This is a genomic window from Stenotrophomonas sp. Sm10, from assembly GCF_030985515.1.
In the GTDB taxonomy this organism is placed as follows: domain Bacteria; phylum Pseudomonadota; class Gammaproteobacteria; order Xanthomonadales; family Xanthomonadaceae; genus Stenotrophomonas; species Stenotrophomonas hibiscicola.
Window position 1 is genome coordinate 1 of the sequence record NZ_JAPTFO010000018.1, and the last position, 23,274, is coordinate 23,274.

Sequence of the window (23,274 nt, forward strand, 5' to 3'; positions counted from 1 at the left end):
GCGCTTTGCTTGCGAAGCACTGCTTCGCAAGCGCCCGAACGCACAGCCGCCAGCGGCTGGGCCGGGCCCCGGAGGGGTACTTGCAGCGTCCCCCGCAACCGGATCCACCCCGCCATCCCACGGATAGCCGCTGTTGCTGTTGCCTTGGCTTGAAGCGGGTGCAGGGCCGCAGGCCCTGCCGCTACCCCTCTTCCCGACGTCCGCGCAGGATGTCCCGGAACCACTGCCGGTGGTGCTTGTACGCCCACCCATAGGTCACCTTGCCCTGGGTCATCGCCCGCACCGAGCCCTTGATCCAGATCGCTGCATAGATGTGCACCACGATCGCGCAGACCAGCACCCAGCCGAACAGCGCATGGGCAAGTACCGAGAAGCGGATCACCCCGATCGGGAAGAAGTGGCTGAAGTACTGCCGCCAGATCACGAAGCCGGTCAGCAGCAGCGCCGACAGGCAGCCGATGATGGCCCAGAACAGCAGTTTTTGGCCCGCATTGAAACGGCCCACCGGCGGCAGCTTCTCATCCTCGTTGCGCAGTACATCGCGCATGCCGCGCATCCATGCGCGATCGTCGGCGGTCGGCAGATTGTCGCGCCACATGCGGAACGCCAGCAGTGCAAAGCCCACCACCATGGCCAAGCCGATGAACGGATGCAGGATGCGCGTCCACGGTCCACCGCCGAACAGCTGGGTCAGCGGAAACAGGGCAGGGTGGAACAGGGCCAACCCTGACAAGGCGGTCAGCACGAAGCAGATCGCCACGATCCAGTGGTTGATGCGGGTCGGTGCGCGGTAGCGGATGATCTGGCGCGGGTGCGGGGCGTACTTCATGGCCGCTGCTCCTCTTCGATCTGCTTCGCCTCGTGTTCGGCTTCCTCTTCTTCCTCGTCATTGACCGTGTTGCGGCCGATGCCGATGTAATGCAGGAAGCCGGCGAAGGCGGTGGCGGCGATCGCCAGCACGCCCAGCGGCTTGGCCACGCCCTTCCAGACCTCCACCATCGGGCTGATGCGTGGGTCCTTGGGCAGATCGGCGTACAGCTCGGGCTTGTCCACATGCTGCAGCACGTACATCACGTGGGTGCCGCCGACGCCCTGCGGATCGTACAGGCCAGCATTCTCGTAGCCGCGCGATTTCAGGTCTTCCACGCGTCCGGCCGCGTGCTCGGTCATCGCCTGCTTGCTGCCGAAGGTGATCGCGCCGGTCGGGCAGGTCTTCACGCAGGCCGGTTCCTGGCCCACCGCCACCCGGTCCGAACACAGCGTGCATTTGTAGGCCTTGTGGTCCTTCTTGGAAATGCGCGGCACGTCGAACGGGCAACCGGTCACGCAGTAACCGCAGCCGATGCAGTTTTCTTCCTGGAAGTCGACGATGCCGTTGGCGTACTGGATGATGGCACCGGGCGACGGGCAGGCCTTCAGGCAGCCCGGATCGCTGCAGTGCATGCAGCCTTCCTTGCGGATCAGCCACTCCAGCTTGCCCTTCTCGTCCTCGTACTCGCGGAATTTCATCACCGTCCACGACTGTTCGCTCAGGTCGGGCGGGTTGTCGTAGCTGCCAACGCAGCTGCCCACTTCGTCGCGCAGATCGTTCCACTCCATGCAGGCGACCTGGCAGGCCTTGCAGCCGATGCACTTGCTCACATCGATCAGCTTGGCGACCTGGCCGGTATGCGCACCGCGCGCTTCCGGCGAGGGCGTGGTGGTGGCCGAGCGGCGGATGATGTCCAGCGATTGCAGTGACATGGCGTGTCTCCTACACCTTCTCGACCTTGACCAGGATGCACTTCGATTCGGGCGTCTGCGAGTTGCCGTCACCGATGGCGTTGGTCAGCGTATTGGCGATGTAGCCGGGTTTGGCCGCACCGAGGAAGCCCCAGTGGATCGGCACGCCCACCTGGTGCACGGTCCGGCCATCGATCTGCAGGGCCTTGATGCGCTTGGTCACCATGGCGACCGCTTCGATGTGGCCGCGCTTGGAACTGACCCGCACGCGGCTGCCGTTGTTGATGCCCAGCTCGTCGGCCAACGCCGCGCCGATCTCGACGAACTGCTCGGGCTGGATGATGGCGTTCAACTTGCCGTGCTTGGTCCAGAAGTGGAAATGCTCGGTCAGGCGGTAGGTGGTGGCCACATGCGGGAACTCGTCCGGCGAACCGATCTGTGCGCGATCGCTGGCAAATACGCGGGCGGCCGGGTTGTTCAGCGTCAGTGCCTGGCCAGGGCTGAGCGGGTTGCTGCGCAGCGGTGTATCGAACGGTTCGTAGTGCTCCGGGAACGGGCCTTCGGCCATGCCGGCCTTGGCGAAGAAGCGCGCGATGCCCTCCGGGTTCATGATGAACGGGCCCATTCCGCCGGCGGGATCTTCGTCTGCCTTGAAGTCGGGCACGTCCACGCTGCCCCAGTTTTTCCCGTTCCACGCCAGCAGCGTGCGCCGTGGATCAAATGGCTTTCCGGCGACGTCGCACGAGGCGCGGTTGTACATCACGCGACGATTGGCCGGCCACGCCCAGGCCCAGCCCAGCGTGTTGCCGATGCCGGTGGGGTCGCTGTTGTCACGCCGCGCCATCATGTTGCCGGTCGGGCCCCAGGCACCGATGTAGATCCAGCAGCCGCAGGCGGTGCTGCCGTCGTCGCGCAGGTCGCCGAATGCGGCCAGCTGCTCGCCGGCCTTGCGCACCAGCCTGGTCGGGTCCTTCGGATCGAACACGTCGGCCAGCGCCTTGCCGTTGTATTCCATCGCCAGTTCTTCGGGCGTGGGTACCTCAGGGTTGGCGTAGTTCCAGGCCAGGTCGCGCACCGGCTCCCACCACGCACCGCCGTCCTTCTCGTACAACGCTTTGATGCGATGGAACAGCTCGGACATGATCTCGATGTCGCTGCGCGCTTCGCCTGGCGGATTGGCCCCCTTCCAGTGCCATTGCAGCCAGCGCGAGGAATTCACCACCGCGCCGTTCTCCTCGGCAAAGGAGGTGGTCGGTAGGCGGAATACTTCGGTCTGGATCGTGCTCGGGTCGACGTCGTTCAGTGCGCCGTGGTTCTGCCAGAAGGCGATGGTCTCGGTTTCCAGCGGATCCATGCTGACCATGAACTTCAGCTTGGAGAACGCGCTGATCAGCTTGCCCTTGTTCGGCGCCGAGGCCAGGGGGTTGAAGCCCTGGCAGATGTAGCCATGGATCTTGCCCTCGTTCATCAGCTCGTACGCCTGCAGCATGTCGTACGGCTTGTCCAGCTTGGGCAGGTGATCAAAGCACCAGTTGTTGTCGGCGGTGGCAGCGTCGCCCCACCACGATTTCATCAGGCTGACGTGGAACTTCGGGTAGTTCTGCCAGAACGACATCTGGTTGGCGCGCAGCGGCTTCTGCGTGCGCTTGGCGATGTAGGCGTCGTAGTCCTGTTCGTCCTGTTTCGGCAGGGTCAGGTAGCCGGGCAGCAGGTCGGACATCAGGCCGATGTCGGTCAGGCCCTGGATGTTGGAATGCCCGCGCAGCGCGTTCATGCCACCACCGGCCACGCCGATGTTGCCCAGCAGCAGCTGCACCATGGTGCCGGCACGCACGTTCTGTGCGCCGATCGAGTGCTGCGTCCATCCCAGCGCGTACAGGATGGTCATCGCCTTGTCCTTGCCGGCGGTGGACGCGATCATGTCCCAGATCTTGCGGATGCTGTCGGCCGGAGTGCCGCAGATGCGCTCGACCATCTCCACCGTGTAGCGCGCATAGTGCTGCTTGAGCAGGTTGTAGACGCAGCGCGGGTCCTTCAGCGTCGGGTCGCTGCGCACGAAGCCATCGTCACCGTAGGCGTAGTCCCAGCTGGAGCGGTCGTAGCTGCGCTTCTCTTCGTTGTAGCCCGAATACAGGCCGTCCTTGAAGGCGAACTCGTCCTTCACCAGGAACGACATGTCGGTGTAGTTCAGCACGTACTCGTGCTGGATGCGGTCCTCGGTCAACAGGTAGTTGATCAGGCCCCCCAGGAACACGATATCGGTACCGGTGCGGATCGGCGCGTACACGTCGGCCACCGCGGCCGAGCGGTTGAAGCGCGGATCGACCACGATCAGCCGGGCCTTGTTGTGCGCCTTGGCCTCGGTCACCCATTTGAACCCGCACGGGTGCGCCTCGGCGGCATTGCCACCCATGATCAGGATCAGGTCGGCATTCTTGATGTCGACCCAGTGATTTGTCATCGCACCACGGCCTAGCGTCGGGGCAAGACCTGCCACCGTCGGGCCGTGTCAGACACGTGCCTGGTTGTCGAATGCCAGCATGCCGAGGGAGCGGACGACCTTGTGGGTCAGCACCGCGGTTTCATTGCTGGTGGCCGAGGCCGCCAGCATGCCGGTGGTCAGCCAGCGGTTGACCGTCTGCCCGGCCTCGTTCTTCTGCACGAAGTTGGCGTCGCGGTCTTCCTTCATCAGCCGCGCGATGCGATCCAGCGCATCGTCCCAGCTCAGCCGCTTCCACTCGTTCGAGCCCGGTGCCCGGTACTCGGGGTAGAGCAGGCGCGACTTGCTGTGGATGATGTCGGCCAGGCCGGCACCCTTCGGGCACAGCGTGCCGCGGTTGACCGGATGGTCCGGGTCGCCTTCGATATGGAAGATGCTCGGCTCGGCGTTCTTGGCGCCATCGCCGAGGCTGTACATCAGGATGCCGCAGGCCACCGAACAGTAGGTACAGGTGTTGCGGGTCTCGGTCGCGCGGGTCAGCTTGTACTGCCTGACCTCCGCGAGCGCGATGCCGGGCGCGAAGCCCATCAATGCCAGGCTGGAGCCGACCAGGGTTGTCCCGGTCACTTTCAGGAACTGGCGGCGGCTCATCGATGGCATGCCGTTCTCCTGGGATGGCGGGGAGGCACGGGCCTCCGGGCTGTCGTTGGGTACGGCCCGGTTATAGCACAGGCACCCGCATACCCATGTGGCACAAGGCCCGGCGCCTGCCGGGCAGGCGCGCAAACGGGCGCCTCTGGTAAAGTTGCGTGCCCGCACCCCGGGGAAGCGTCTGCCGGGCCTGGTTCCAGGATGTTCCGCGCAGCCCCCGCCGTCCTGGCGCGATCCGCCGCGCCGGACCTGGAACACCGAGGAAAAAAGTTTGCGAAATCAACCCGTTGGATCCCCCGCATGAGCGCCCCGTCGAAGCCGTCGGACACCGTTGCGCGCGGCACGCTGTACATCGTGGCCGCCCCGTCTGGCGCCGGCAAGAGCAGCATCGTCAATGCCACCCTGGCGCGTGACCCGCAGATCGCCCTGTCGATTTCCTTCACCTCGCGCGCAATGCGCCCCGGTGAAGTGAATGGCCAGCACTACCACTTCGTCAGTGCCGAGAAGTTCGAGCAGATGATCGCCGCCGGCGACTTCTTCGAGCACGCCTGGGTGCACGGCGACTGGAAGGGCACGGCCCGGCAGTCGGTGGAGCCGCAGCTGGCCGCCGGCCAGGACGTGCTGCTGGAGATCGACTGGCAGGGCGCGCAGCAGGTGCGCCAGCTGGTGCCGGGCACGGTCACCGTGTTCATCCTGCCGCCGTCCAAGCAGGCCCTGCAGGACCGCATGCGCAAGCGCGGCCAGGACAGCGAAGCCGTCATCGCCCAGCGCCTGGGCGCGGCCCGGGACGAGATGCTGCACTTCAACGAGTTCGACTACGTCATCGTCAACGAGGTGTTCGACACTGCCGTGGACGAGCTGTGCGCCATCTTCACCGCCAGCCGCCTGCGACGGGAGGCCCAGAAGGTCCGCCACGCCGGCCTGATCCAGGCGTTGCTGACCCCCGATCCGGGTGCAACTGACTGATTCCAAAAGAATCGGGTGGGGGTTGGCTTGATTTTGTCCAGCTCCTGCCAGTACACTCCGTCCCCTTTCCCTCATTCGACTGAGCGGCCGACCGGTCGCCGGGAGCCCGTATGGCCCGCATCACCGTAGAAGATTGCCTGGAAGTCGTTAACAACCGTTTCGAACTGGTCATGATGGCATCCAAGCGTGCCCGCCAGCTCGCCAACGGCGTGCAGGCCACGCTGGACAACAGCGAGACCGAAGACAAGCCGACCGTGCTGGCGCTGCGCGAAATCGCCGCCCGCAAGATCGACAACGCGCTGATCGACGAAGTCGAGAAGGCCGAGCGTGAGCGCGCCGAGCGCGAAGCGCTGGAGTGGGCTGCCGCCGAAGTAGTCGCCGACGAAGACATGTCCAAGAACGACGATTGACCGCATCGATCAACGTCGTTGCTGGATCGCCGAACAGCCCGCCCCGTGCGGGCTGTTTCGCATTCAGGATTTGCCGTAAACGTCGCGCTGGAATAGGCTTCGGGCATGAACCCAGGCCCCACTGCCAAGGTCGCCGCAGCCCCCGCTGCCGCCGTACCCGACTACGTCCTCCAGCTTGAACGCGCCGCCCATTACCTGCCGCCGGAACAGCTGCCGCTGCTGCGCCGCGCCTGGGAAGTCGGAGCCGCCGCGCACGCCGGGCAGACGCGCAAGTCGGGCGAGCCCTATATCACCCATCCGGTGGCCGTGGCCCAGGTGCTGGCCGAGCTTGGCCTGGACGTGGAAGCGTTGATCGCGGCGATCCTGCACGACACCATCGAAGACACACCGCTGACCCGTGAGGCGCTGGCCGCCGAGTTCGGCGAAGCCGTGGCCGAGCTGGTCGACGGCGTGACCAAGCTGGACAAGCTGAAGTTCCGCGACCGCCAGGAAGCGGCCGCCGAGAGCTTCCGCAAGATGCTGCTGGCGATGTCGCGCGACCTGCGCGTGATCATGATCAAGCTGGCCGACCGCCTGCACAACATGCGCACGCTGGGCGCGCAGAGCCGCGAAGCGCGCGGCCGCATCGCCCGCGAGACGCTGGAGATCTACGCGCCCATCGCCCAGCGCCTGGGCATGAGCCTGGTCAAGAGCGAACTGCAGAATCTTGGCTTCAAGGCGCTGTACCCGTGGCGCCACGCGATCCTGGAAAAGCACATCCGCAGCCAGCCGGTAGTACGCCGTGAAGCGCTGGCACAGGTGGAAGTGCAGCTGTCGCAGCGGCTGGCGAAGGAAGGTATCGAGCACCGCCTGGTCAGCCGCATCAAGACCCCGTGGAGCATCTACAACAAGATGCGCGACGAGAACAAAACCTTCGACCAGGTGATGGACGTGTTCGGCTTCCGCCTGGTGGTGCGCAGCGTACCCAGCTGCTACCACGCGCTGGGTTCGGTGCATGCCACCTTCAAGCCGCTGGATGGCCGCTTCCGCGATTTCATCGCCATTCCCAAGGCCAATGGTTACCAGTCGCTGCACACGGTGTTGTTCGGGCCGTATGGCTCGCCGATCGAAGTGCAGATCCGTACCGAGGAAATGGACCTGATCGCCGAACGCGGCGTGGCCGCGCACTGGACCTACAAGTTCGGCGGCGATTCACCCAACAGTGCGCAGAGCCGTGCGCACGCCTGGATCGTCGAACTGATCGATTCGCAGCGTGCTGCCGGTTCCTCGCTGGAGTTCCTCGACAACGTCAAGGTCGACCTGTTCCCGGACGAGGTCTACCTGTTCACCCCGAAGGGCAAGATCCTGGCGCTGCCGCGCAACTCCACCGCGCTCGATTTCGCCTACGCCGTGCATACCGACGTCGGCAACATGGCCGTGGCCTCGCGCGTGGACAAGAAACTGGTGCCACTGCGCACCAAGCTGGTGTCGGGCCAGTCGGTGGAGATCATCACCGCACGCTCGGCCACGCCGAAACCGCAGTGGCTGGAATTCGTGGTCACCAGCAAGGCGCGCACCGCCATCCGCCACCAGCTCAAGCAGCTGGAGCACGAAGATGCCGTGCAGCTCGGCCACCGCATGCTCGACCGTGCGCTGGAGGCGATGGATTCGTCGCTGGAACGGTTGCCGAAGGGGCGCCTGGATGCGTTCCTGGCCGAACACCGCTTCCCGCGCCTGGAAGCCCTGCTGGCCGAGGTCGCACTGGGCAACTGGATGCCGACCCAGGCCGCGCAGGCGCTGATGGCCTACGCCGAACTGCGTGGCGGCCCGCATTCGCGCCACCACTCGCAGGAAAAGATCCTGATCAACGGCAGCGAGCGTGGCGTGGTCACCTTCGCCGGCTGCTGCCAGCCGATTCCCGGCGACGAGATCATGGGCTACCACACCGCCGGCAAGGGCATCGTGGTTCACCGCATGGACTGCCCGAACCTGGCCGAGCTGCGCAAGTCGCCCGAGCGCTGGGTGCCGATCGGCTGGGACACCACCGTTTCCGGCGACTACGACACTTCGCTGGTGGTGGAAGTAGAGAACGGCACCGGTGTGCTGGCGCAGCTGGCTGCTGCCATCGCGCAGAGCCATTCCAACATCGAGCGCGTGGACTACCTGGACCGCGACTTCAACGCCGCCGTGCTGGCGTTCAACATCCAGGTACGCGACCGCAACCATCTGGCCGAAGTGATGCGCCGCCTGCGCCGTCTGTCGGTCGTGCAGTCGGTACGCCGGCAATAACCCGCGCCGGCACCGATCCGTAGAGCCGAGCCCATGCTCGGCTGCTCTTGCCTGAAGCAGCCGAGCATGGGCTCGGCTCTACAGAGAGCGCACGGGGTCAGAGCCGTTTCCCGCCAGGAAACGGATCCGACCCCAGCCGACATCGCCCCCACCCGGTACAATCACCGCTCTGTTTTCCCCCAAGCACCGGAGCGACCCATGTCCCGCCAGATCATCAACACCGAAAAGGCCCCCGCCGCCATCGGCCCGTACTCGCAGGCCGTGCGCGCCGGCAACACCGTGTACTTCTCCGGCCAGATCCCGCTCGACCCGGCCACCGGCGACATCGTCGGCGCCGGTGACGTCGAAGCACAGGCCCGCCGCGCCTTCGACAACCTCAAGGCCGTGGCCGAAGCCGCCGGCGGCTCGCTGGACAAGGTCGTGCGCCTGGGCCTGTACCTGACCGACCTGGGCGAGTTCGCCAAGGTCAACGCGGTCATGCAGGACTACTTCCAGGCCCCGTACCCGGCCCGTTCCACCATCGAAGTCTCCGGCCTGCCGAAGGGCGCCAACTTCGAGGTCGACGCGGTGATGGTCATCGACTGACCGCCACGTGGCACGCAAGGCGGCGGTCACCCCGGTCCTGTCACCGTCCGGCGAAGCATCCCTGGCGATGCTCGCGGGCGTCGGTCCGGCCGTGGCCGCCAAACTGCAGGCGCGTGGTCTGGCCACCCTGCAGGATCTCTGGCTTCATCTGCCACTGCGCTATGAAGACCGTACCCGGCTGACCTGCATTGAGGACCTGCGCAACGGCGTACCGGCGCAGGTGGAAGGGCGGGTGGTCGCGGTCGAGCGCGGCATGCGCTACCGGCCGATGCTGAAAGTGGCGGTGGAAGACGAAGGGCAGGGCACCCTGGTGCTGCGCTTCTTCCATTTCCGCCAGCAGCAGGTCGGCCAGTTCGCGGTCGGCAACCGGCTGCGCTGCTTCGGCACGCCCAAGCCGGGCCACCTCGGCCTGGAAATCGTCCATCCCAGCTACCAGGTGCTGGGCCGCAACGACGATCCCGAACTCGGCGACCGCCTCGACCCGGTGTATCCCACCGTCGAAGGCGTCGGCCCGATGACGATGCGCAAGCTGATCGGCCAGGCGCTGGACCGCCTGCCGGAGGAAAGCACGCTGGAACTGCTGCCCAGCGGCTGGCTCGATGGCCTCGGCCTGCCGTCGCTGCGCAGCGCGCTGCTGACCGTGCACCGGCCGCCGCCCGATGCCGACCTGGCCGCGCTGGCCGCCGGCACCCACCCGGCGCAGCGCCGCCTGGCGATGGAAGAGCTGCTGGCCCACCACCTCAGCCTGCGTCGCCAGCGCATTGCATTGCAGGCACACCATGCGCCGCCACTGGCCGGTCCCGGCAAGCTGGCCAAGGCGCTGCTGAAGCAGCTGCCGTTCGCGCTCACCGGCGCGCAGGCGCGGGTGTTCAAGCAGATCCGCGAAGACCTCGCGCGGCCCAGCCCGATGCTGCGGCTGGTGCAGGGCGATGTGGGCTCCGGCAAGACCGTGGTCGCCGCGCTGGCGGCGATGTTGGCGGTGGAGCAGGGCAAGCAGGTCGCGCTGGCAGCACCGACTGAGCTGCTGGCCGAGCAACATCTCAACAACCTGCGCGGCTGGCTGGCACCGCTCGGTGTGCGCATCGCCTGGCTGGCCGGCAAAGTCACCGGCAAGGCGCGCGCCAAGGTGATGGAGCAGGTCGCCAGCGGCGAAGCGCAGGTGGTGGTGGGTACCCACGCGCTGATGCAGGAGGCGGTGGTGTTCCAGGATCTGGCACTGGCCATCGTCGACGAGCAGCATCGCTTCGGCGTGCATCAGCGACTGGCGCTGCGTGACAAGGGCGCAGGCGGCAACAGCGTGCCGCACCAGCTGGTGATGACCGCAACACCGATTCCGCGCACGCTGGCGATGTCCGAATACGCGGACCTGGATGTCTCGGCCATCGACGAACTGCCACCGGGCCGCACGCCGGTGCAGACCGTCGCACTGAACAATGACCGTCGCCCGGAGCTGATCGAGCGCATTGCGCTGGCCTGCCAGGAAGGGCGGCAGGTGTATTGGGTGTGCACGCTCATCGAGGAAAGCGAAGAGCTGGATGCAACCCCCGCGCAGGCCACTTACGAATCACTGCAGGCACTGCTGCCCGGCGTACGCGTCGGGCTGGTGCATGGCCGCCTGAAAGCCGCCGAAAAGCTGGCGACGATGGTGGCGTTCAAGGCCGGCGACATCGACCTGCTGGTGGCGACCACGGTGATTGAAGTGGGCGTGGACGTACCGAACGCCTCGTTGATGGTGATCGAGAATGCCGAGCGCTTGGGCCTGGCCCAGCTGCACCAGCTGCGCGGCCGCGTCGGCCGTGGTTCGGCGGTGTCGCGCTGCGTGCTGCTGTACCAGGCACCGCTCTCGCAGATGGCACGCGAGCGCCTGCAGACCATGCGCGAAACCAACGATGGTTTCGTCATCGCCGAGAAGGATCTGGAACTGCGCGGCCCCGGCGAACTGCTGGGTACGCGGCAGACCGGCCTGGCCGGCTTCCGCATCGCGGATCTGGCCCGCGACGCCGGCCTGCTGCCCGGCGTGCACGACCTGGCCGAGCGCTTGCTGGACCAGCAACCCGCGCTGGCCGACCGCGTGGTGCAGCGCTGGATCGGCACCGCCGTGCGTTACGCCTCGGCGTGATGTCGCGTTGGTGGGGGTGGACCTTGGTCCACACATCCACGCATGGCGTGGATCTACAACACCAAGCGTTCCGACAGGCCTGGAAGCACCAGATATTCTGACGCTTTGCCGACGCGCTCTTTGCTGACAAGCCCAGATGCCACCAGTCCATTCAGATCCTTCAATGCGGTCGGATAGGTGATGGTGTGTGCCGCCTGGTGGCTGGCGACGGTGTAGGTCCGATCAGGATCTTTCAGCGCGTTGGCCAGCAACGCGCGCTGACGGTGATTGAGCTGCATGCCGCCAAGCCGGGCGGTTCGCAACATGCGTCGCGCTGCCTGATCCTCTGCATGCTTCCTGGCGATGTAGGCGTGCAGTCCCTGGATCGATTGCTCAATGGCCTCCAGCTGTTGCGCAACGAAGTAGCCAAGATCCCGGTTGTCACTTTCGGTGTACAGGTAGGCCCGCATGTACTTGCCTGGGGACTTCTTCAGCACGCTGGAAATGGAGAAGTACTCGGTCATCCAGTACCCGGCATTCATCATTGCCCAGTAGAACAGTGCGCGCGCAGTACGGCCATTTCCATCCACGAAAGGGTGGTCATAGCCAATCTGGAAATGTAGTGCGATGGCTTTGGCGACTGGATGCACAAACGGTGTGCTTTCTTCATTGATGAACGTGCACAGCCGCTCAATCCGTGCAGGCACTTCCTCGGCCGGAGGAGGGGTGTGCAGAAGCGTAGGCGGTGAGCCGCGGTCGAAGATCGCAACGTTGTCTTCGGCGGTTCTGAAACGCCCGCTGTCGGTTGGCAGCTCCAGCGTTCCGTCGGTGAGGATGCTGTGCAGTTCCAGAATCTCGCCGGGAGTGATCGGGCGTATGCCGCGCTCGCGGATCACGTTCATTGCCACGTAGTTGTTGTAGATCATGCGCTCGGACTGGTCGCGCGGCGCGCGGCCCGTGCTCAACATTTCCTTTGCCACGGCCCGCGTGGTTGAGGCGCCCTCCAACTGCGATGAGGTCATCGCTTCCTCGATCAGCGACCGGATCATGAACCGTCCTTGGCCGCTGGCAGCATCCACACCCTTCACCGAGCCTGCGGCCTCCCGGTCAATGTAGTGCAGGTGCCGCTGCATTGAATCGGTAAGTGCGAGCTTGAAGGGTTGCTGCGTCTTGTCCAGCAACAGCGGTAGCGGCTTCAGCAATGCTGCGCGCGTCCACGTGATACCCAGCCACCACTGCTCCGCGTTCAGGCCTGCCGGTGGCGCTCTGTGGCGCACCTTGTCCCAGTGCTCATAGGCGCCGTTCACCTCTGGCCCGATCCGGGCGTCCAGGATGGTACCGAGGGTCTCGATGTATTTCCGGGTGAGGGTTGCCAGATCGGGAGCTGGCATGGGCAGCTTCATGGCGGCTTTCTATAAAATATTTATCACTTTTTATAGCAAATAATGTTGAGCGCTCCAAGCGTGCCCAATCAAAATTCGTTCATGTTCGTGAGCGAGTCGGGCGGGGCCGTTAGTGGCGAGCAAAGGATCCGACGGTCTCCCCGGCACCTTTGCCGTTGGGGTAGTGCGGTATTGCAACGGTCATCAACCCGGTCCACACTTCGTTGCCGATCTGAAGACGGCAACGATGACCCACAAGATCCCGCTGTTGATCGACACCGACCCCGGTGTGGACGACGCCCTGGCCCTGCTGATGGCCTTCGCCGATGAACGGCACGACGTGGTCGCCCTGACCATCGCCGCCGGCAATGTCGGCCTCGATTACACCGTTCGCAACGCCCTCAAGCTCTGCGACATCGTCGGCCGCGCCGACGTGCCGGTGTTTGCCGGCAGCCCGGATCCGCTGCTGCATCCCTCCGTCGACGCTGCCCACGTGCATGGCCGTGACGGCTACGGCGACGTGGACCTGCCGCCGCCCAGCCGCCAGGCCGAAGCCGAGCACGCCGCACTGGCCATCCTGCGCCTGTCGCACGAGCATGCCGGCGAACTGATGCTGGTGATGCTGGGCCCGCTGACCAACCTTGCCCTGGCACTGAAGCTGGACCCGACCCTGCCCGAGCGCATCAAGCGCATCGTGGTGATGGGCGGCGCGGTCACCTGCCACGGCAACATCACCCCGGCGGCCGAATTCAACATTGCGTTCGACCCGGAAGCGGCGCACGTGGTGTTCACCTCGTTCAAGCACCTGCTGGTGTCGGACTGGGAGGCCACCGTCGCCCATGGCCTGCCGCTGCAGGACGCCGAGAAGTGGCTGCAGGCCGATTCCGATCGCGCCCGCTTCTACGAACTGATCTCGCGCAAGACCCGTGGCCTGTCCGAAGACAGCAAGGGCGGGCGCTGGTACACCGCCGATGCGGTGGCCATGGCCTGGGCGCTGAACCCCGAAGGCCAGCTGCGGGTCGAGTCGCGCCCGCTGAATGTGGAGCTGAACGGCACGTTCAGCCGCGGCGCCACCATCGTCGATTGGAACCGCCAGACCGGCCAGCCGGACAACTGCGATCTGCTGATGGCCTACGACCAGCAGCGTTTCGAGGCCCTGGTGCGCCAGGCCCTGGGCGCGGACTGACGTCCGTGGCCCGGCACCGGTTGCCCCGGGCGGCAACCGGTGCTTATAATGCCGCTCTTGACCACCAGCCCATTTACGGTGTGAGCCCATGAAGGCCGATATCCATCCGAACTACCGCGACGTCGTCTTCCATGACGTCACCTCCGATTTCAAGATCCTGACCCGCTCCACCATGGCGACGAAGGAAACCATCCAGTGGGAAGACGGCAACGAATACCCGCTGGTCAAGGTTGAAATTTCCTCGGCTTCGCACCCGTTCTACACGGGCAAGCACAAGGTCATCGACACCTCGGGCCGTATCGACAAGTTCCAGAAGCGCTACGCGCGCTGATCTGTCGATCCAGCTTCGAACCAACGGCCGCGCTCTGCGCGGCCGTTTGTTTTTCCCCAACGCCAACCCAACGGGCGTTTGGATGGACGGAACACTGCGTTCGTGTGACAACGCTTTTGCCGATCCGGGCCGCTCAACGGCCGGCGTCTGGCTGCCTGTCGTATACGACTTCTGTCTAGCGCCGGGCAAATGCTGCTGTGCGATAATGACCTGATCCCCGGCACAGGCCGAGGACGTCATTCACGTGCCTGACCAATGCGCTTGGGCAGGCGCCTTCCCATGAAGGAGCGCACACAGTGTCCGATCTTGATCAGGTCACGCTCAACGCCGGCGACAAGTCGGTCGTTCTGCCCGTCATCAAACCCACCCTTGGCAACGACTGCGTCGACATCGCGAAGCTGACCAAGGAAACGGGGTATTTCACCTACGATTCCGGCTTCACCGCGACGGCCAGCTGCAAGTCCGCCATCACCTACATCGACGGCGACAAGGGCGTGCTGCTGTACCGCGGCTACCCGATCGAACAGCTGTCGGAAAAGTCGAGCTACGTCGAAGTGGCCTACCTGCTGATCAACGGCGAGCGCCCGAGCGCCGAGCAGCTGAAGGCCTTCACCGATGAGCTGACCGCCGAAGCCAACGTCGATGAGTCGATCAACACCCTGATCGGCAGCTTCGCCAAGGATGCCCACCCGATGGCCATCCTGGCCGCTGCGATCGCGCAGCTGTCGGCCATCTACCACGACTCGCTGGACCTGTCCGACGCCGAACAGCGCCGCCAGGCCGCCGTGCGCCTGATCGCCAAGGTGCCGACCCTGTCGGCGCTGATCTACCGCCACGGCAAGGGCCTGCCGGCCAACAAGCCGGACACCTCGCTGGACTACGTCAGCCGTTTCCTGAAGCAGACCTTCGAGTCGGCTGACGGCCAGTACGATCTGAACCCGGACGTGGTCAAGGCGCTGGACCTGCTGTTCATCCTGCACGCCGACCACGAGCAGAACGCCTCGACCTCGACCGTGCGCCTGGTCGGTTCGACCGGTGCCAACCCGTACGCGTCGGTCGCTGCGGGCGTCACCGCGCTGTGGGGTCCGGCCCACGGCGGTGCCAACGAAGCCGTGCTGAAGATGCTGGAAGAGATCGGCACTGCCGACAACGTCGAGTCTGCCGTGGTCAAGGCCAAGGACAAGACCTCCGGCTTCCGCCTGATGGGCTTCGGCCACCGCGTCTACAAGAACTTCGACCCGCGCGCCAAGGTCATCGGCGAGATGACCAGCAAGGTGCTCAAGCAGCTGGGCGTGCAGGATCCGCTGCTGGACGTGGCCGTGAAGCTGGAGCAGGCCGCGCTGCAGGACGAGTACTTCGTCGCCCGCAAGCTGTACCCGAACGTCGATTTCTACAGCGGCATCATCTACAAGGCGCTGCAGATCCCGACCGAGATGTTCACCGTCATGTTCGCCCTGGGCCGTACCTCCGGCTGGGTGTCGCATTGGCTGGAACAGCAGGTCGACCCGGAAATGAAGATCGGCCGTCCGCGCCAGGTCTACACCGGCAGCGACGTGCGCGACTACCAGGGCTGATCGCCCGCGTAGGTTGTGCCGAGAACGCCCCGCATCCGCGGGGCGTTTTTTTTTGCGCGGACCTGGTAGGTGCGGACCGTTGGTCCGCACGATTTCGGCGCCGGCGAAAAATCATCCACGCCTGGCGTGGATCTACCACCGCATCCGCCTTCGGTAGGTGCCAACCTTGGTTGGCACGCGCTTCACCGCGCCAAGACCGCGTGATTCAAGGGTCTCACCAGCTTCACAAGCGCTCGCGCAGCCTCAGGACGCCAGCTGCATCCTTAGCACCTGAAATGGAGCGTCCATCCCGATGAGTACCCGATTCGACCCACCCGAGCGCGGCCCGCTTGGTCCCGACGTCGCCACTGTCGTCACCGCCCCGATCATCACCCCTCCCAGCGAAAGCGCCGTGTCCTGGGGCGCGATCTTCGCCGGTGCCGCCGCTGCCGCCGCACTCTCCCTCATCCTGCTCATCCTCGGTGTCGGCCTTGGCCTCTCCTCGGTGTCGCCGTGGTCGTTCGAAGGCGTCAGCAAGGAAACCTTCGGCTGGTCCAGCATCGCCTGGCTCACCTTCACCGCACTCGCCGCCTCGGGCCTGGGTGGCTACCTCGCCGGCCGCCTGCGCACCAAGTGGACGCAGATCCATGGCGATGAAACCTACTTCCGCGATACCGCGCACGGCTTCGTGTCGTGGGCGGTGGCCACGCTGCTGACTGCGGGCCTGCTGACCTCGGCCATCGGTGGCGTGCTGGGCGCCGGTGCAAAGGTGGCGGGCGCCACCGCAGGCGCTGCCGCATCCACGGCCGGTGTTGCCGCTGCGGGCGCCGGCAGCGCTGCCGCTGCGGCTCCGGAAGGCGACCTCAACTACTGGGTCGATTCGCTGTTCCGCAGCACCACCAGCGCAGGGCCGTCTGCTCCTGCAGCGCCGCCGCCGGGTGCACCGATGGATCCGAATGCCCCCCCGCCGCCGCCGGCCGCAAGCGTCGGCCCACGCGACGCGCGCATGGGCCCGCCGCCGCGCCCGATGCCGGGCAACGGCCCGATGGGCGACCGCCGCGAAGTCCGCGCCGAAGTGAACCGCATCATCGTCAACAGCCTGCAGGGCGATGGCCTGGATCCGGCCGACACCCAGTACCTGTCGCAGCTGATCGCGCGCGAGACCGGCATGAGCCCGGCCGAAGCGCAGGCCCGTGTGACCGATGTGCAGACGCGCATGCGTGCCGCGCTGGAGAAGGCAAAGACCACCGCCAAGCAGGCGGCCGACGATGCTCGCAAGGCCGCAGCGTACGCCGCGCTGTGGCTGTTCATCACTCTGCTGATCGGCGCGTTCTTCGCCAGCCTCAGCGCCACCTGGGGCGGCCGTCGCCGCGACCTGTAACCCGCATTCCATGCAAGGAGACCTGCCATGAAAATGATTCTGCTCTGGCTGTTGGGCGTGCCGATTCCGCTGTTGATCCTGTACGCGATCTTCTTCTGATCGCGTGCCAACACGATGTCTCATCAGGCCGCCGAAAGGCGGCCTGATATCTGTAGAGTCGAGCCATGCTCGACTCCCGCGCGCAGCGCGGACAGCAGCCGCGCCCGGGCGCGGTTCCACAGGGACTCGCTTCAGGATCTGAATGCATTCTGACAATGGATGTCGCGTTCACATCTTTTCGGATCTATTGCATGGGCATCACATGGAGGGCGATAGAACCTGAGGGTACTCATCCCTCCACGGAGAACACCATGAACCGACTGTTTGCCATCGCCCTCATCGCCACGCCGCTTGCCCTGCTGAGCCCGCAGGCCTTTGCGCAGTACACCGGACCAGGCGCGGGAACGGCTGCCAGCACCGTCGCCGACGCACGCGCGCAGCGCGATGACCATCCGGTGGTGCTGCGTGGCACCCTCATCTCCAAGATCGGCCATGAGCGCTACCAGTTCCGCGACGCCAGCGGCCAGATCGAGGTCGAGATCGACGACGAAGACATGCCGTCGCAGGCCGTCGGTGCCGACACCGTGGTCGAGCTGCGTGGCAAGGTCGACACGCATCGATTCAAGCCGACCGACATCGATGTCGATCACGTCACCGTGGTGCCCGCAGGTTGAAGCGAACGGCAGCCGCGCATGGGCCCGGCGCCACAGTAGATCCACGCCATGCGTGGATGACGTCAAACGAGCGGAAAAGCTGTCTGTAGAGTCGAGCCATGCTCGACTCGCACGTATGGTGCGAACAGCCGTCGAGCACGGCTCGACTCTACAAATGCGAAGCAATGAGGTTTATTGCATTCAAGCAGTGAGGGGAATTGCATAGCCCTCAAACATTGAACACCTTCAAGAATTCTCCTTAACGTTCCACGTTTTAGGAATGCTTGAATAGTCTGCATGGCAATGGATTCCTAACATTCTCTCCGTCGCCCGCACCCACCTCTGCGGGTGGCGCCTCCCTCCCTTTCTCCTTAGGGGAGGGAGGCTTTCATATTCCCCTGTCCGAGAGAGACAACCCATGCACGCCATCATCAAGAAGGCCGCGCTCGCTGCAGCGCTGGCCACTGTTTCGCTGTCTGCGCACGCGCTGGAAACCAAGATCTCCGTCTATGCCGACGTCGACCCGACCCTGGCACTGCTGCGTGATGACGGCACCCCGCTGCCGGACCTGGTCACGCTGACCCACGATCCGCTGCGCGGCCTGATTCCGGACACGCAGCGTGTGCGCATTCACTCCAACGACGAAACCGCGGATATCGAGGCACGCATCGACGGCGCGTTTGCCCTCGCAAATGAGACCGGCAGCGTCACCGTGCCGATGACCATCAGCCTCAACAATCGCGCACTGGGTGCCGCCGCCATCGAATACAAGGCAGTCGACCTGTTCACCGGCGCCGGTTCGACCCCGGGCGCCTCGATCTCGATGCCGTTGACCATTGCCCAGGCCACCCCGGCCCCGATCACCACCAAGGGTCGCTACAGCGGCATCGTCAACGTCGTGCTGAACCAGAAGGCGGCCTCGCCGTAATCCCCGCGCCGGCCCGGCTCCCGGGCCGGCCGCTTCTCCAGCGGTACCCCCATGACCTCACACGCCCCCGCCGTCACCCGGCTGGCGGTCGCGCTCGCCCTGGCGTTGTCCACTCCGCTGGTGGCCGCGCGCGGCGTCCCGCCCGGTTTCGAAGATCTGGTCGAAGGCCAGACCGAACAACTCGACATCCGGCTGTTCGGCCGCTCGGCCGGGCTGTCGCCGGTGCGCGTCACCCTGGAGCATGTGCAGCTGGAAGATCCCGCGCGCGTGCTGCAGGCACTGGACCTGTCCGCCGAGGCGCAGGCCGCGCTGCTGCCGGCGCTGTCGCAGCCGCTGCCACGCAACAGCCACCTGGCCTGCCGCTTCGGTGGCGCCGAGGCCGGTTGCGGTTATCTGGATCCCCCGGAAGACCCTGCCGCCGCGCTCGCGCTGTACGACGAAGGCGAGGGCGCCGTGCGCCTGTTCGTGGCGCGCAAGTGGATCGGTGGCGAGCCCGCCGCGGAACGCTTCCACGCGCTCAGCAGCAATGCCGAGAACGCTTTCCTGCACCAGCAGGTACTCAACCTTACCGGTGGGCGCGACTACCAGTCGTTCAGTGCGCGCGGCACCGGCGTCCTCGGCCTGTTCCAGCGGGGCCATATGTCCGCCGACTGGTACTTCACCCAGCAGCGCTACCGCAGCAACGGTGGCGATGCGCATTTCGAATTCGACAACGTCTATTACCGCCATGACCTGGGCCAGCAGTATTACCTGCAGGCCGGGCGCATGGACCGCCGCAACCTGTCCAGCCCACAGGGCGGCACCTTCGGTTTCAGCATGCTGCCGCTGGACCGCTTCGACGGTGCCCGCGTGGGCACCACCCAGGCTTACGTGGACAGCGATGCTGCCGTGCAGGCCTCGCCACTGACGGTCCTGCTCGCCCGCGATGCGCGCGTGGACGTGTTCGACGGCGAGCGCCTGCTGCAGACCTACTACCTGCAGGCCGGCATCAACCAGATCGATACCCGCAACTTCCCGTTCGGCAGCTACCTGGTGCGCATGCGCATCTACGAGGATGGCGTGCTGGTGCGTACTGAAGAAGCTCCCTTCGACAAGGGCGGTGACTGGACCGACAGCCAATGGCAGTGGTTCGTGCAGGGTGGCCGCCGCAACGAGCGCCGCAGCGACCGCTTCGATGGTGAGCAGGTGGCGGTGGCCGGTATGCGTGTGCCATTGGCACGCGACCTGGCCGTTACCGCGGGCGTTGCCCATCTGGGCGGGCACAGCTATGGCGAACTGCGCGTGGACCTGCGCCGCGTGCTGGCCACGCAGGAGATGCGCGCAACGTTCAGCGGCATGCGCGGCAGCGATGGCAGCCATGGCCAGCAGCATCAGCTGTCATACCGGCGCAAGGCGTCCTGGAACATCTACCAGCAGCGCATGCGCGGCAAGGCCTGTCAGTTCGAGGCCGATGCACGGGACCGCCTGGGCTGCACCAACTCGCTCAGCGGATCGGTCTCGCTGCCGATCGCCGGGGGTACGGCGTACCTGGGGTACACCCGGCGCCAGACCTGGCGCACCGGTTGGAGCCGTCCTGATGACGATGATCCGTTGGCGCCACTGGATCCGTTCCTGCCGCCGCAACCGCTGCAACCGCACCGTGAGCCGCAGCTCAGCCGCACCTGGCAGGCCAGCTTCAGCCGCAGCCATCGTTGGCAGGATTTCAGCGTCTCCACGCGGCTGGGCTTGTGGCAGCAGCTCAGCCACGACAGTGCCCGCGACATCCGCACGCGCGACCGTGGCATCTACCTCAACGTGAGCTTCACCCGCCTGCAACGCAGCCATGTTGGCAACGGCCAGCGCCGCTACGCGATGGACATACGCCAGCCGCAGCACCAGCGGCCGGAGATCAACTACAGCGTCGGCCAGAGCTATCGCCAGGAGGTGGACGCGCAGTTGCGTGAGCTGACCTCCGAGCTGCGCGCCAACAACAACGACCGCTACAGCGCATCGCTGGGCGGGCAGCTGCAGAACCGCTACGGACAGACCGGCGCCACCGTGGCGTACTACCAGCAGCATGGCCGCAGCGAGACTGCCTACAGCGGCACGCACAGCTCCGCCTTCGCGCTGGGCCGGCGGGGCGCGTACTGGGGCGCAGGGAGCGGCGCCGACGCCGGGCTGGCGGTACAGGTAGGCGCCACCGATGACCTGGACCTGCAGGGCGTGGCTGCCGAACTGCAGGTGAGTGGCGCAGGCCGGCAACGGCTGCAGATCGGCGAGCGCCGGCTGCTGCCGTTGGCCGCCTACCAGTCGCACCGGGCCGAACTGCAGGACGCCGGCATCGACACCAGCATGGCCGCCATCCGCGTGAGCGGCGTGGGCGGCGTGCGCCCGATGTTCCTGGCCCCAGGGCGGCTGATGCGCATGCCGGTGCCGATCGAAGTGACCTATACCTTCATCGGCAGCGCCCGCACGCTTGCCGGTGCGCCGCTGGGTGGCGCCCGCATCCTCAACGCGCCGGTGCCCGGCACCAGCGCCAACGGCGGCTTCGTCGCCGACTTCCCGCGTCGCGAGACAACGCTCTACCTGCTGCAGGACGACCGCCTGCTGCACTGCCCGCTGCAGGTGCGCGAGCGCCGCCAGGTGGTGCTGCTGGTCGGTGCCGTGCACTGCGAACCGCTGGCCGTGGCCCAGCTGCCGGCGGAGATCCGCCAGCAGGCCCGCGTCACCCGGCTGCTGCAGGAACGCGCGCTGATTGCCGCCACGCCCCAGACCGCTGCTGCAGGAGGAACGCCATGAGCCGGCGTGTGTTGTTCGTGTTGATGCTGGTGTGCGCGCTGGCCGTGCTGATGCCACGGGCGTGGGCGCAGTGGCCGCCGGAGACGCATCCCACCGATCAGAGCCGGGACATCGTGATGACGTGGGACCGCTCGGCCGTGCCCGGTGACGTGGAGCTGTGGGCGCCGAGGACGGTGCTGGGGTTCAGTCATGACGTGGCGATGAAGTATGGGCAGATCCATGTGGTGTGTGGGTCTGCTTCTGATGCCGAGTTTGGCAAATGTCCCACGGCGGGTATTCCGTCTGGCGCAGATGGGGTTACTGAGGTTTCGCTTAGGTTTGCAGATCAGCGGACTGGCTTACGCATCGAAGTCCGCGCGTTTGGCAGCATCCAGCGGATCATGTCTGACTGGGGATGTGCGATCGACTATTGGGACTCGCTGCAGAGGATTTTGAGTTCGGCATCCTGGTACACCTGCGGGCCAGATCAGCCAATAGGCACAGGCGTCAGGCTGTCAATTCCGTCAGCGGAACTTGCGCGCCTCGTCGCAGGTCACTGGAAGGCCACGATGCGCCTGAACATCAAGGCCGATCCCGCCGCAGCTCCCGTCGCCACCGCCACCTTCAATTTCGAGTTCACCGTCACCGACTACGACGCGATCTCGATCTACTTCCCGGCCTTCGACAACATTGCGCCGCTGGTCAACATGGACCTGCGCTACGACCCCATCAAGCAGATGGTAGGCGGCCGCAAGCAGCTGGAGATGTGCCTCTACGACGGCCTCGGCTCGCAGAGCGAGTTCCTCGGTGTCACCGTGCGTGACAGCGGGCCGCGCCCGCCACCCGGCAGCGACTTCGCGGTATGGCATCGCGATGGTGGCAGCGACGACCGCCAGCGCCTGGACTACCACGTCAGCCTGAACTACGGCGGGCGCGATATCCGCATGCGGCATGGCGTGGAAGAGCTGCTGCATGGCATCGACAGTGCCGAACTGCGCCTGGTGATGCTGCCCGGCATCAGCCAGCCGGTCTATTGCGTGCCCACGCCGCTGACCCTGCAGACACCTCCCACCCCCGTCGCCAGCAAGCGCCCCGGTCTCTACGAGGGCGAGCTGACGGTGGAACTGCGCGTCCCCACCGCCAAACCCTGATCCCACACGGAGCCTGCCATGAACAAACTGATCGCCTGGATGCTGCCGTTGAGTGCGCTGCTTGCACCAGCAGCACACGCCAACCTGTCCATCCATCCCATGCGAACCGCGATGGATGCCAAGCGTGGTGCGCAGATCCGCGTCTACTCGCAGTCCACCCGCCCGCAGTATGTACAGGCCAGCCTGCGACGCATCGACAACCCGGCAACGCCTCGCGAACAGGAGCAGGATATCGAGGTCGCCGATTCGGCCATTGCCATCACGCCCGGCAAGTTCGCGCTGTCAGGCGGTGGCAATCGCCTGATCCGGCTGATCCCACTGCAGCCGGTACAGAAGGAAACCGCATACCGCGTGTACTTCGAAGGTGTGCGCGGCCCGGAAGGCACTGAACTGGAAAGCAGCGACGACGCTGCGCACGCCGACGTTGGCGTCAGCCTGGTGTGGGGCGCGCTGGTGAACGTGGTGCCCGCCGACGGCGTGGTCAACCTGAGTGTACGCGGCAACACGCTGCACAACAGCGGCACGCTGCGCGTGGGCATCGTCCATGCGGCCGAATGCACGGCCGCCGGCGTCTGCACACCGCACGACCTCTCGCACAGCCTGTACCCGGATGCCGATTTCACCCTGCCGTTCCAGCCGCAGCCGGGCAGTTCGCTGCGCCTGCGCTACCGGCTTTCCCAGGACGGCTATCGCGAGCATGTCCAGGACGTGGCCATCCAGCCCAGTTGATCCCCCTCCCTGCGTCCCGCGCATGGCGCGGGATGCCTTTTCCA

General features: G+C 65.7%; 18 protein-coding genes. 14 read left to right on the plus strand and 4 right to left on the minus strand.

Annotated elements, in window-relative coordinates; all coding sequences use genetic code 11:
* Positions 1-181: 181 nt before the first annotated feature.
* From O0J15_RS07330 to fdnG, 3 genes are read right to left on the minus strand one after another with little or no spacing between them, the layout of a single operon-like run.
* A complete protein-coding gene (locus O0J15_RS07330) occupies positions 182-829 on the minus strand; it encodes a formate dehydrogenase subunit gamma (RefSeq protein ID WP_005410882.1) in 648 nt (215 codons plus the stop codon).
* Positions 826-1,743, minus strand: coding sequence for a formate dehydrogenase subunit beta (fdxH, locus tag O0J15_RS07335; RefSeq protein ID WP_100473795.1), 918 nt, complete (start codon positions 1,741-1,743; stop codon positions 826-828). The genes O0J15_RS07330 and fdxH overlap by 4 nt, the downstream gene beginning before the upstream one ends.
* 10 nt (positions 1,744-1,753) lie before the next feature.
* Positions 1,754-4,822: a formate dehydrogenase-N subunit alpha gene (gene fdnG / locus O0J15_RS07340; RefSeq protein ID WP_308305399.1), complete on the minus strand. Its 3,069-nt coding sequence runs from the start codon at positions 4,820-4,822 to the stop codon at positions 1,754-1,756.
* Between the two features lie 291 nt (positions 4,823-5,113).
* Between fdnG and gmk the strand changes: the two genes are divergently transcribed.
* The 5 genes from gmk (at position 5,114) to recG (ending at position 11,161) form a co-directional block, all read left to right on the plus strand.
* The gene (gene gmk / locus O0J15_RS07345; RefSeq protein ID WP_233653787.1) at positions 5,114-5,779 is read left to right on the plus strand and encodes a guanylate kinase; all 666 of its coding nucleotides are present in this window, start codon (positions 5,114-5,116) and stop codon (positions 5,777-5,779) included.
* A gap of 110 nt (positions 5,780-5,889) precedes the next feature.
* Positions 5,890-6,189: a DNA-directed RNA polymerase subunit omega gene (gene rpoZ / locus O0J15_RS07350; RefSeq protein ID WP_005410877.1), complete on the plus strand. Its 300-nt coding sequence runs from the start codon at positions 5,890-5,892 to the stop codon at positions 6,187-6,189.
* Between the two features lie 105 nt (positions 6,190-6,294).
* A complete protein-coding gene (locus tag O0J15_RS07355) occupies positions 6,295-8,457 on the plus strand; it encodes a bifunctional (p)ppGpp synthetase/guanosine-3',5'-bis(diphosphate) 3'-pyrophosphohydrolase (RefSeq protein WP_019661980.1) in 2,163 nt (720 codons plus the stop codon).
* A gap of 198 nt (positions 8,458-8,655) precedes the next feature.
* Positions 8,656-9,042 (plus strand): RidA family protein, encoded by a 387-nt coding sequence (locus O0J15_RS07360; protein ID WP_005410875.1) that lies wholly within the window; start codon positions 8,656-8,658, stop codon positions 9,040-9,042.
* Between the two features lie 7 nt (positions 9,043-9,049).
* Positions 9,050-11,161, plus strand: a complete 2,112-nt coding sequence (gene recG, locus O0J15_RS07365; protein ID WP_308305400.1) for an ATP-dependent DNA helicase RecG — start codon at positions 9,050-9,052, stop codon at positions 11,159-11,161.
* Positions 11,162-11,214: 53 nt separating this feature from the next.
* Here the strand turns inward: recG and O0J15_RS07370 are convergent, their stop codons facing one another.
* Complete coding sequence (locus O0J15_RS07370) at positions 11,215-12,543, minus strand: Fic family protein (protein ID WP_111103992.1); 1,329 nt, start codon at positions 12,541-12,543, stop codon at positions 11,215-11,217.
* A 226-nt stretch (positions 12,544-12,769) separates the two neighbouring features.
* On the opposite strand from O0J15_RS07370, the gene O0J15_RS07375 reads away from it, so the two are divergent.
* From O0J15_RS07375 to O0J15_RS07415, 9 genes are all read left to right on the plus strand, one after another.
* Positions 12,770-13,708: a nucleoside hydrolase gene (locus tag O0J15_RS07375; RefSeq protein WP_308305401.1), complete on the plus strand. Its 939-nt coding sequence runs from the start codon at positions 12,770-12,772 to the stop codon at positions 13,706-13,708.
* Positions 13,709-13,796: 88 nt separating this feature from the next.
* The gene (locus tag O0J15_RS07380) at positions 13,797-14,039 is read left to right on the plus strand and encodes a type B 50S ribosomal protein L31 (protein ID WP_005410871.1); all 243 of its coding nucleotides are present in this window, start codon (positions 13,797-13,799) and stop codon (positions 14,037-14,039) included.
* A 296-nt stretch (positions 14,040-14,335) separates the two neighbouring features.
* Positions 14,336-15,613 carry a citrate synthase gene (locus O0J15_RS07385; RefSeq protein ID WP_049453347.1) on the plus strand — a complete coding sequence of 426 codons (1,278 nt, stop codon included), beginning with the start codon at positions 14,336-14,338 and terminating at the stop codon, positions 15,611-15,613.
* A 292-nt stretch (positions 15,614-15,905) separates the two neighbouring features.
* Positions 15,906-16,973 carry a hypothetical protein gene (locus tag O0J15_RS07390; protein WP_134731826.1) on the plus strand — a complete coding sequence of 356 codons (1,068 nt, stop codon included), beginning with the start codon at positions 15,906-15,908 and terminating at the stop codon, positions 16,971-16,973.
* A 350-nt stretch (positions 16,974-17,323) separates the two neighbouring features.
* Positions 17,324-17,686 (plus strand): NirD/YgiW/YdeI family stress tolerance protein, encoded by a 363-nt coding sequence (locus O0J15_RS07395; protein WP_308305402.1) that lies wholly within the window; start codon positions 17,324-17,326, stop codon positions 17,684-17,686.
* A 397-nt stretch (positions 17,687-18,083) separates the two neighbouring features.
* Positions 18,084-18,593 (plus strand): CS1 type fimbrial major subunit, encoded by a 510-nt coding sequence (locus tag O0J15_RS07400; protein ID WP_155030055.1) that lies wholly within the window; start codon positions 18,084-18,086, stop codon positions 18,591-18,593.
* Positions 18,594-18,644: 51 nt separating this feature from the next.
* Positions 18,645-21,371, plus strand: coding sequence for a TcfC E-set like domain-containing protein (locus O0J15_RS07405; protein ID WP_308305403.1), 2,727 nt, complete (start codon positions 18,645-18,647; stop codon positions 21,369-21,371).
* Positions 21,372-21,571: 200 nt separating this feature from the next.
* Positions 21,572-22,501 (plus strand): CfaE/CblD family pilus tip adhesin, encoded by a 930-nt coding sequence (locus tag O0J15_RS07410; RefSeq protein ID WP_308305415.1) that lies wholly within the window; start codon positions 21,572-21,574, stop codon positions 22,499-22,501.
* Between the two features lie 18 nt (positions 22,502-22,519).
* A complete protein-coding gene (locus O0J15_RS07415) occupies positions 22,520-23,230 on the plus strand; it encodes a pilus assembly protein (RefSeq protein WP_164145045.1) in 711 nt (236 codons plus the stop codon).
* Positions 23,231-23,274: the final 44 nt, after the last annotated feature.

Coding starts and splice junctions, on each gene's coding strand:
- O0J15_RS07355 (WP_019661980.1), top strand. CDS start 6,295: ATGAACCCAGGCCCCACTGCCAAGGTCGCCGCAGCCCCCGCTGCCGCC.
- O0J15_RS07360 (WP_005410875.1), top strand. CDS start 8,656: ATGTCCCGCCAGATCATCAACACCGAAAAGGCCCCCGCCGCCATCGGC.
- O0J15_RS07395 (WP_308305402.1), top strand. CDS start 17,324: ATGAACCGACTGTTTGCCATCGCCCTCATCGCCACGCCGCTTGCCCTG.
- O0J15_RS07370 (WP_111103992.1), bottom strand. CDS start 12,543: ATGAAGCTGCCCATGCCAGCTCCCGATCTGGCAACCCTCACCCGGAAA.
- O0J15_RS07410 (WP_308305415.1), top strand. CDS start 21,572: ATGAAGTATGGGCAGATCCATGTGGTGTGTGGGTCTGCTTCTGATGCC.
- O0J15_RS07405 (WP_308305403.1), top strand. CDS start 18,645: ATGACCTCACACGCCCCCGCCGTCACCCGGCTGGCGGTCGCGCTCGCC.
- O0J15_RS07415 (WP_164145045.1), top strand. CDS start 22,520: ATGAACAAACTGATCGCCTGGATGCTGCCGTTGAGTGCGCTGCTTGCA.
- rpoZ (WP_005410877.1), top strand. CDS start 5,890: ATGGCCCGCATCACCGTAGAAGATTGCCTGGAAGTCGTTAACAACCGT.
- O0J15_RS07375 (WP_308305401.1), top strand. CDS start 12,770: ATGACCCACAAGATCCCGCTGTTGATCGACACCGACCCCGGTGTGGAC.
- O0J15_RS07390 (WP_134731826.1), top strand. CDS start 15,906: ATGAGTACCCGATTCGACCCACCCGAGCGCGGCCCGCTTGGTCCCGAC.
- O0J15_RS07380 (WP_005410871.1), top strand. CDS start 13,797: ATGAAGGCCGATATCCATCCGAACTACCGCGACGTCGTCTTCCATGAC.
- fdxH (WP_100473795.1), bottom strand. CDS start 1,743: ATGTCACTGCAATCGCTGGACATCATCCGCCGCTCGGCCACCACCACG.
- O0J15_RS07330 (WP_005410882.1), bottom strand. CDS start 829: ATGAAGTACGCCCCGCACCCGCGCCAGATCATCCGCTACCGCGCACCG.
- gmk (WP_233653787.1), top strand. CDS start 5,114: ATGAGCGCCCCGTCGAAGCCGTCGGACACCGTTGCGCGCGGCACGCTG.
- O0J15_RS07400 (WP_155030055.1), top strand. CDS start 18,084: ATGCACGCCATCATCAAGAAGGCCGCGCTCGCTGCAGCGCTGGCCACT.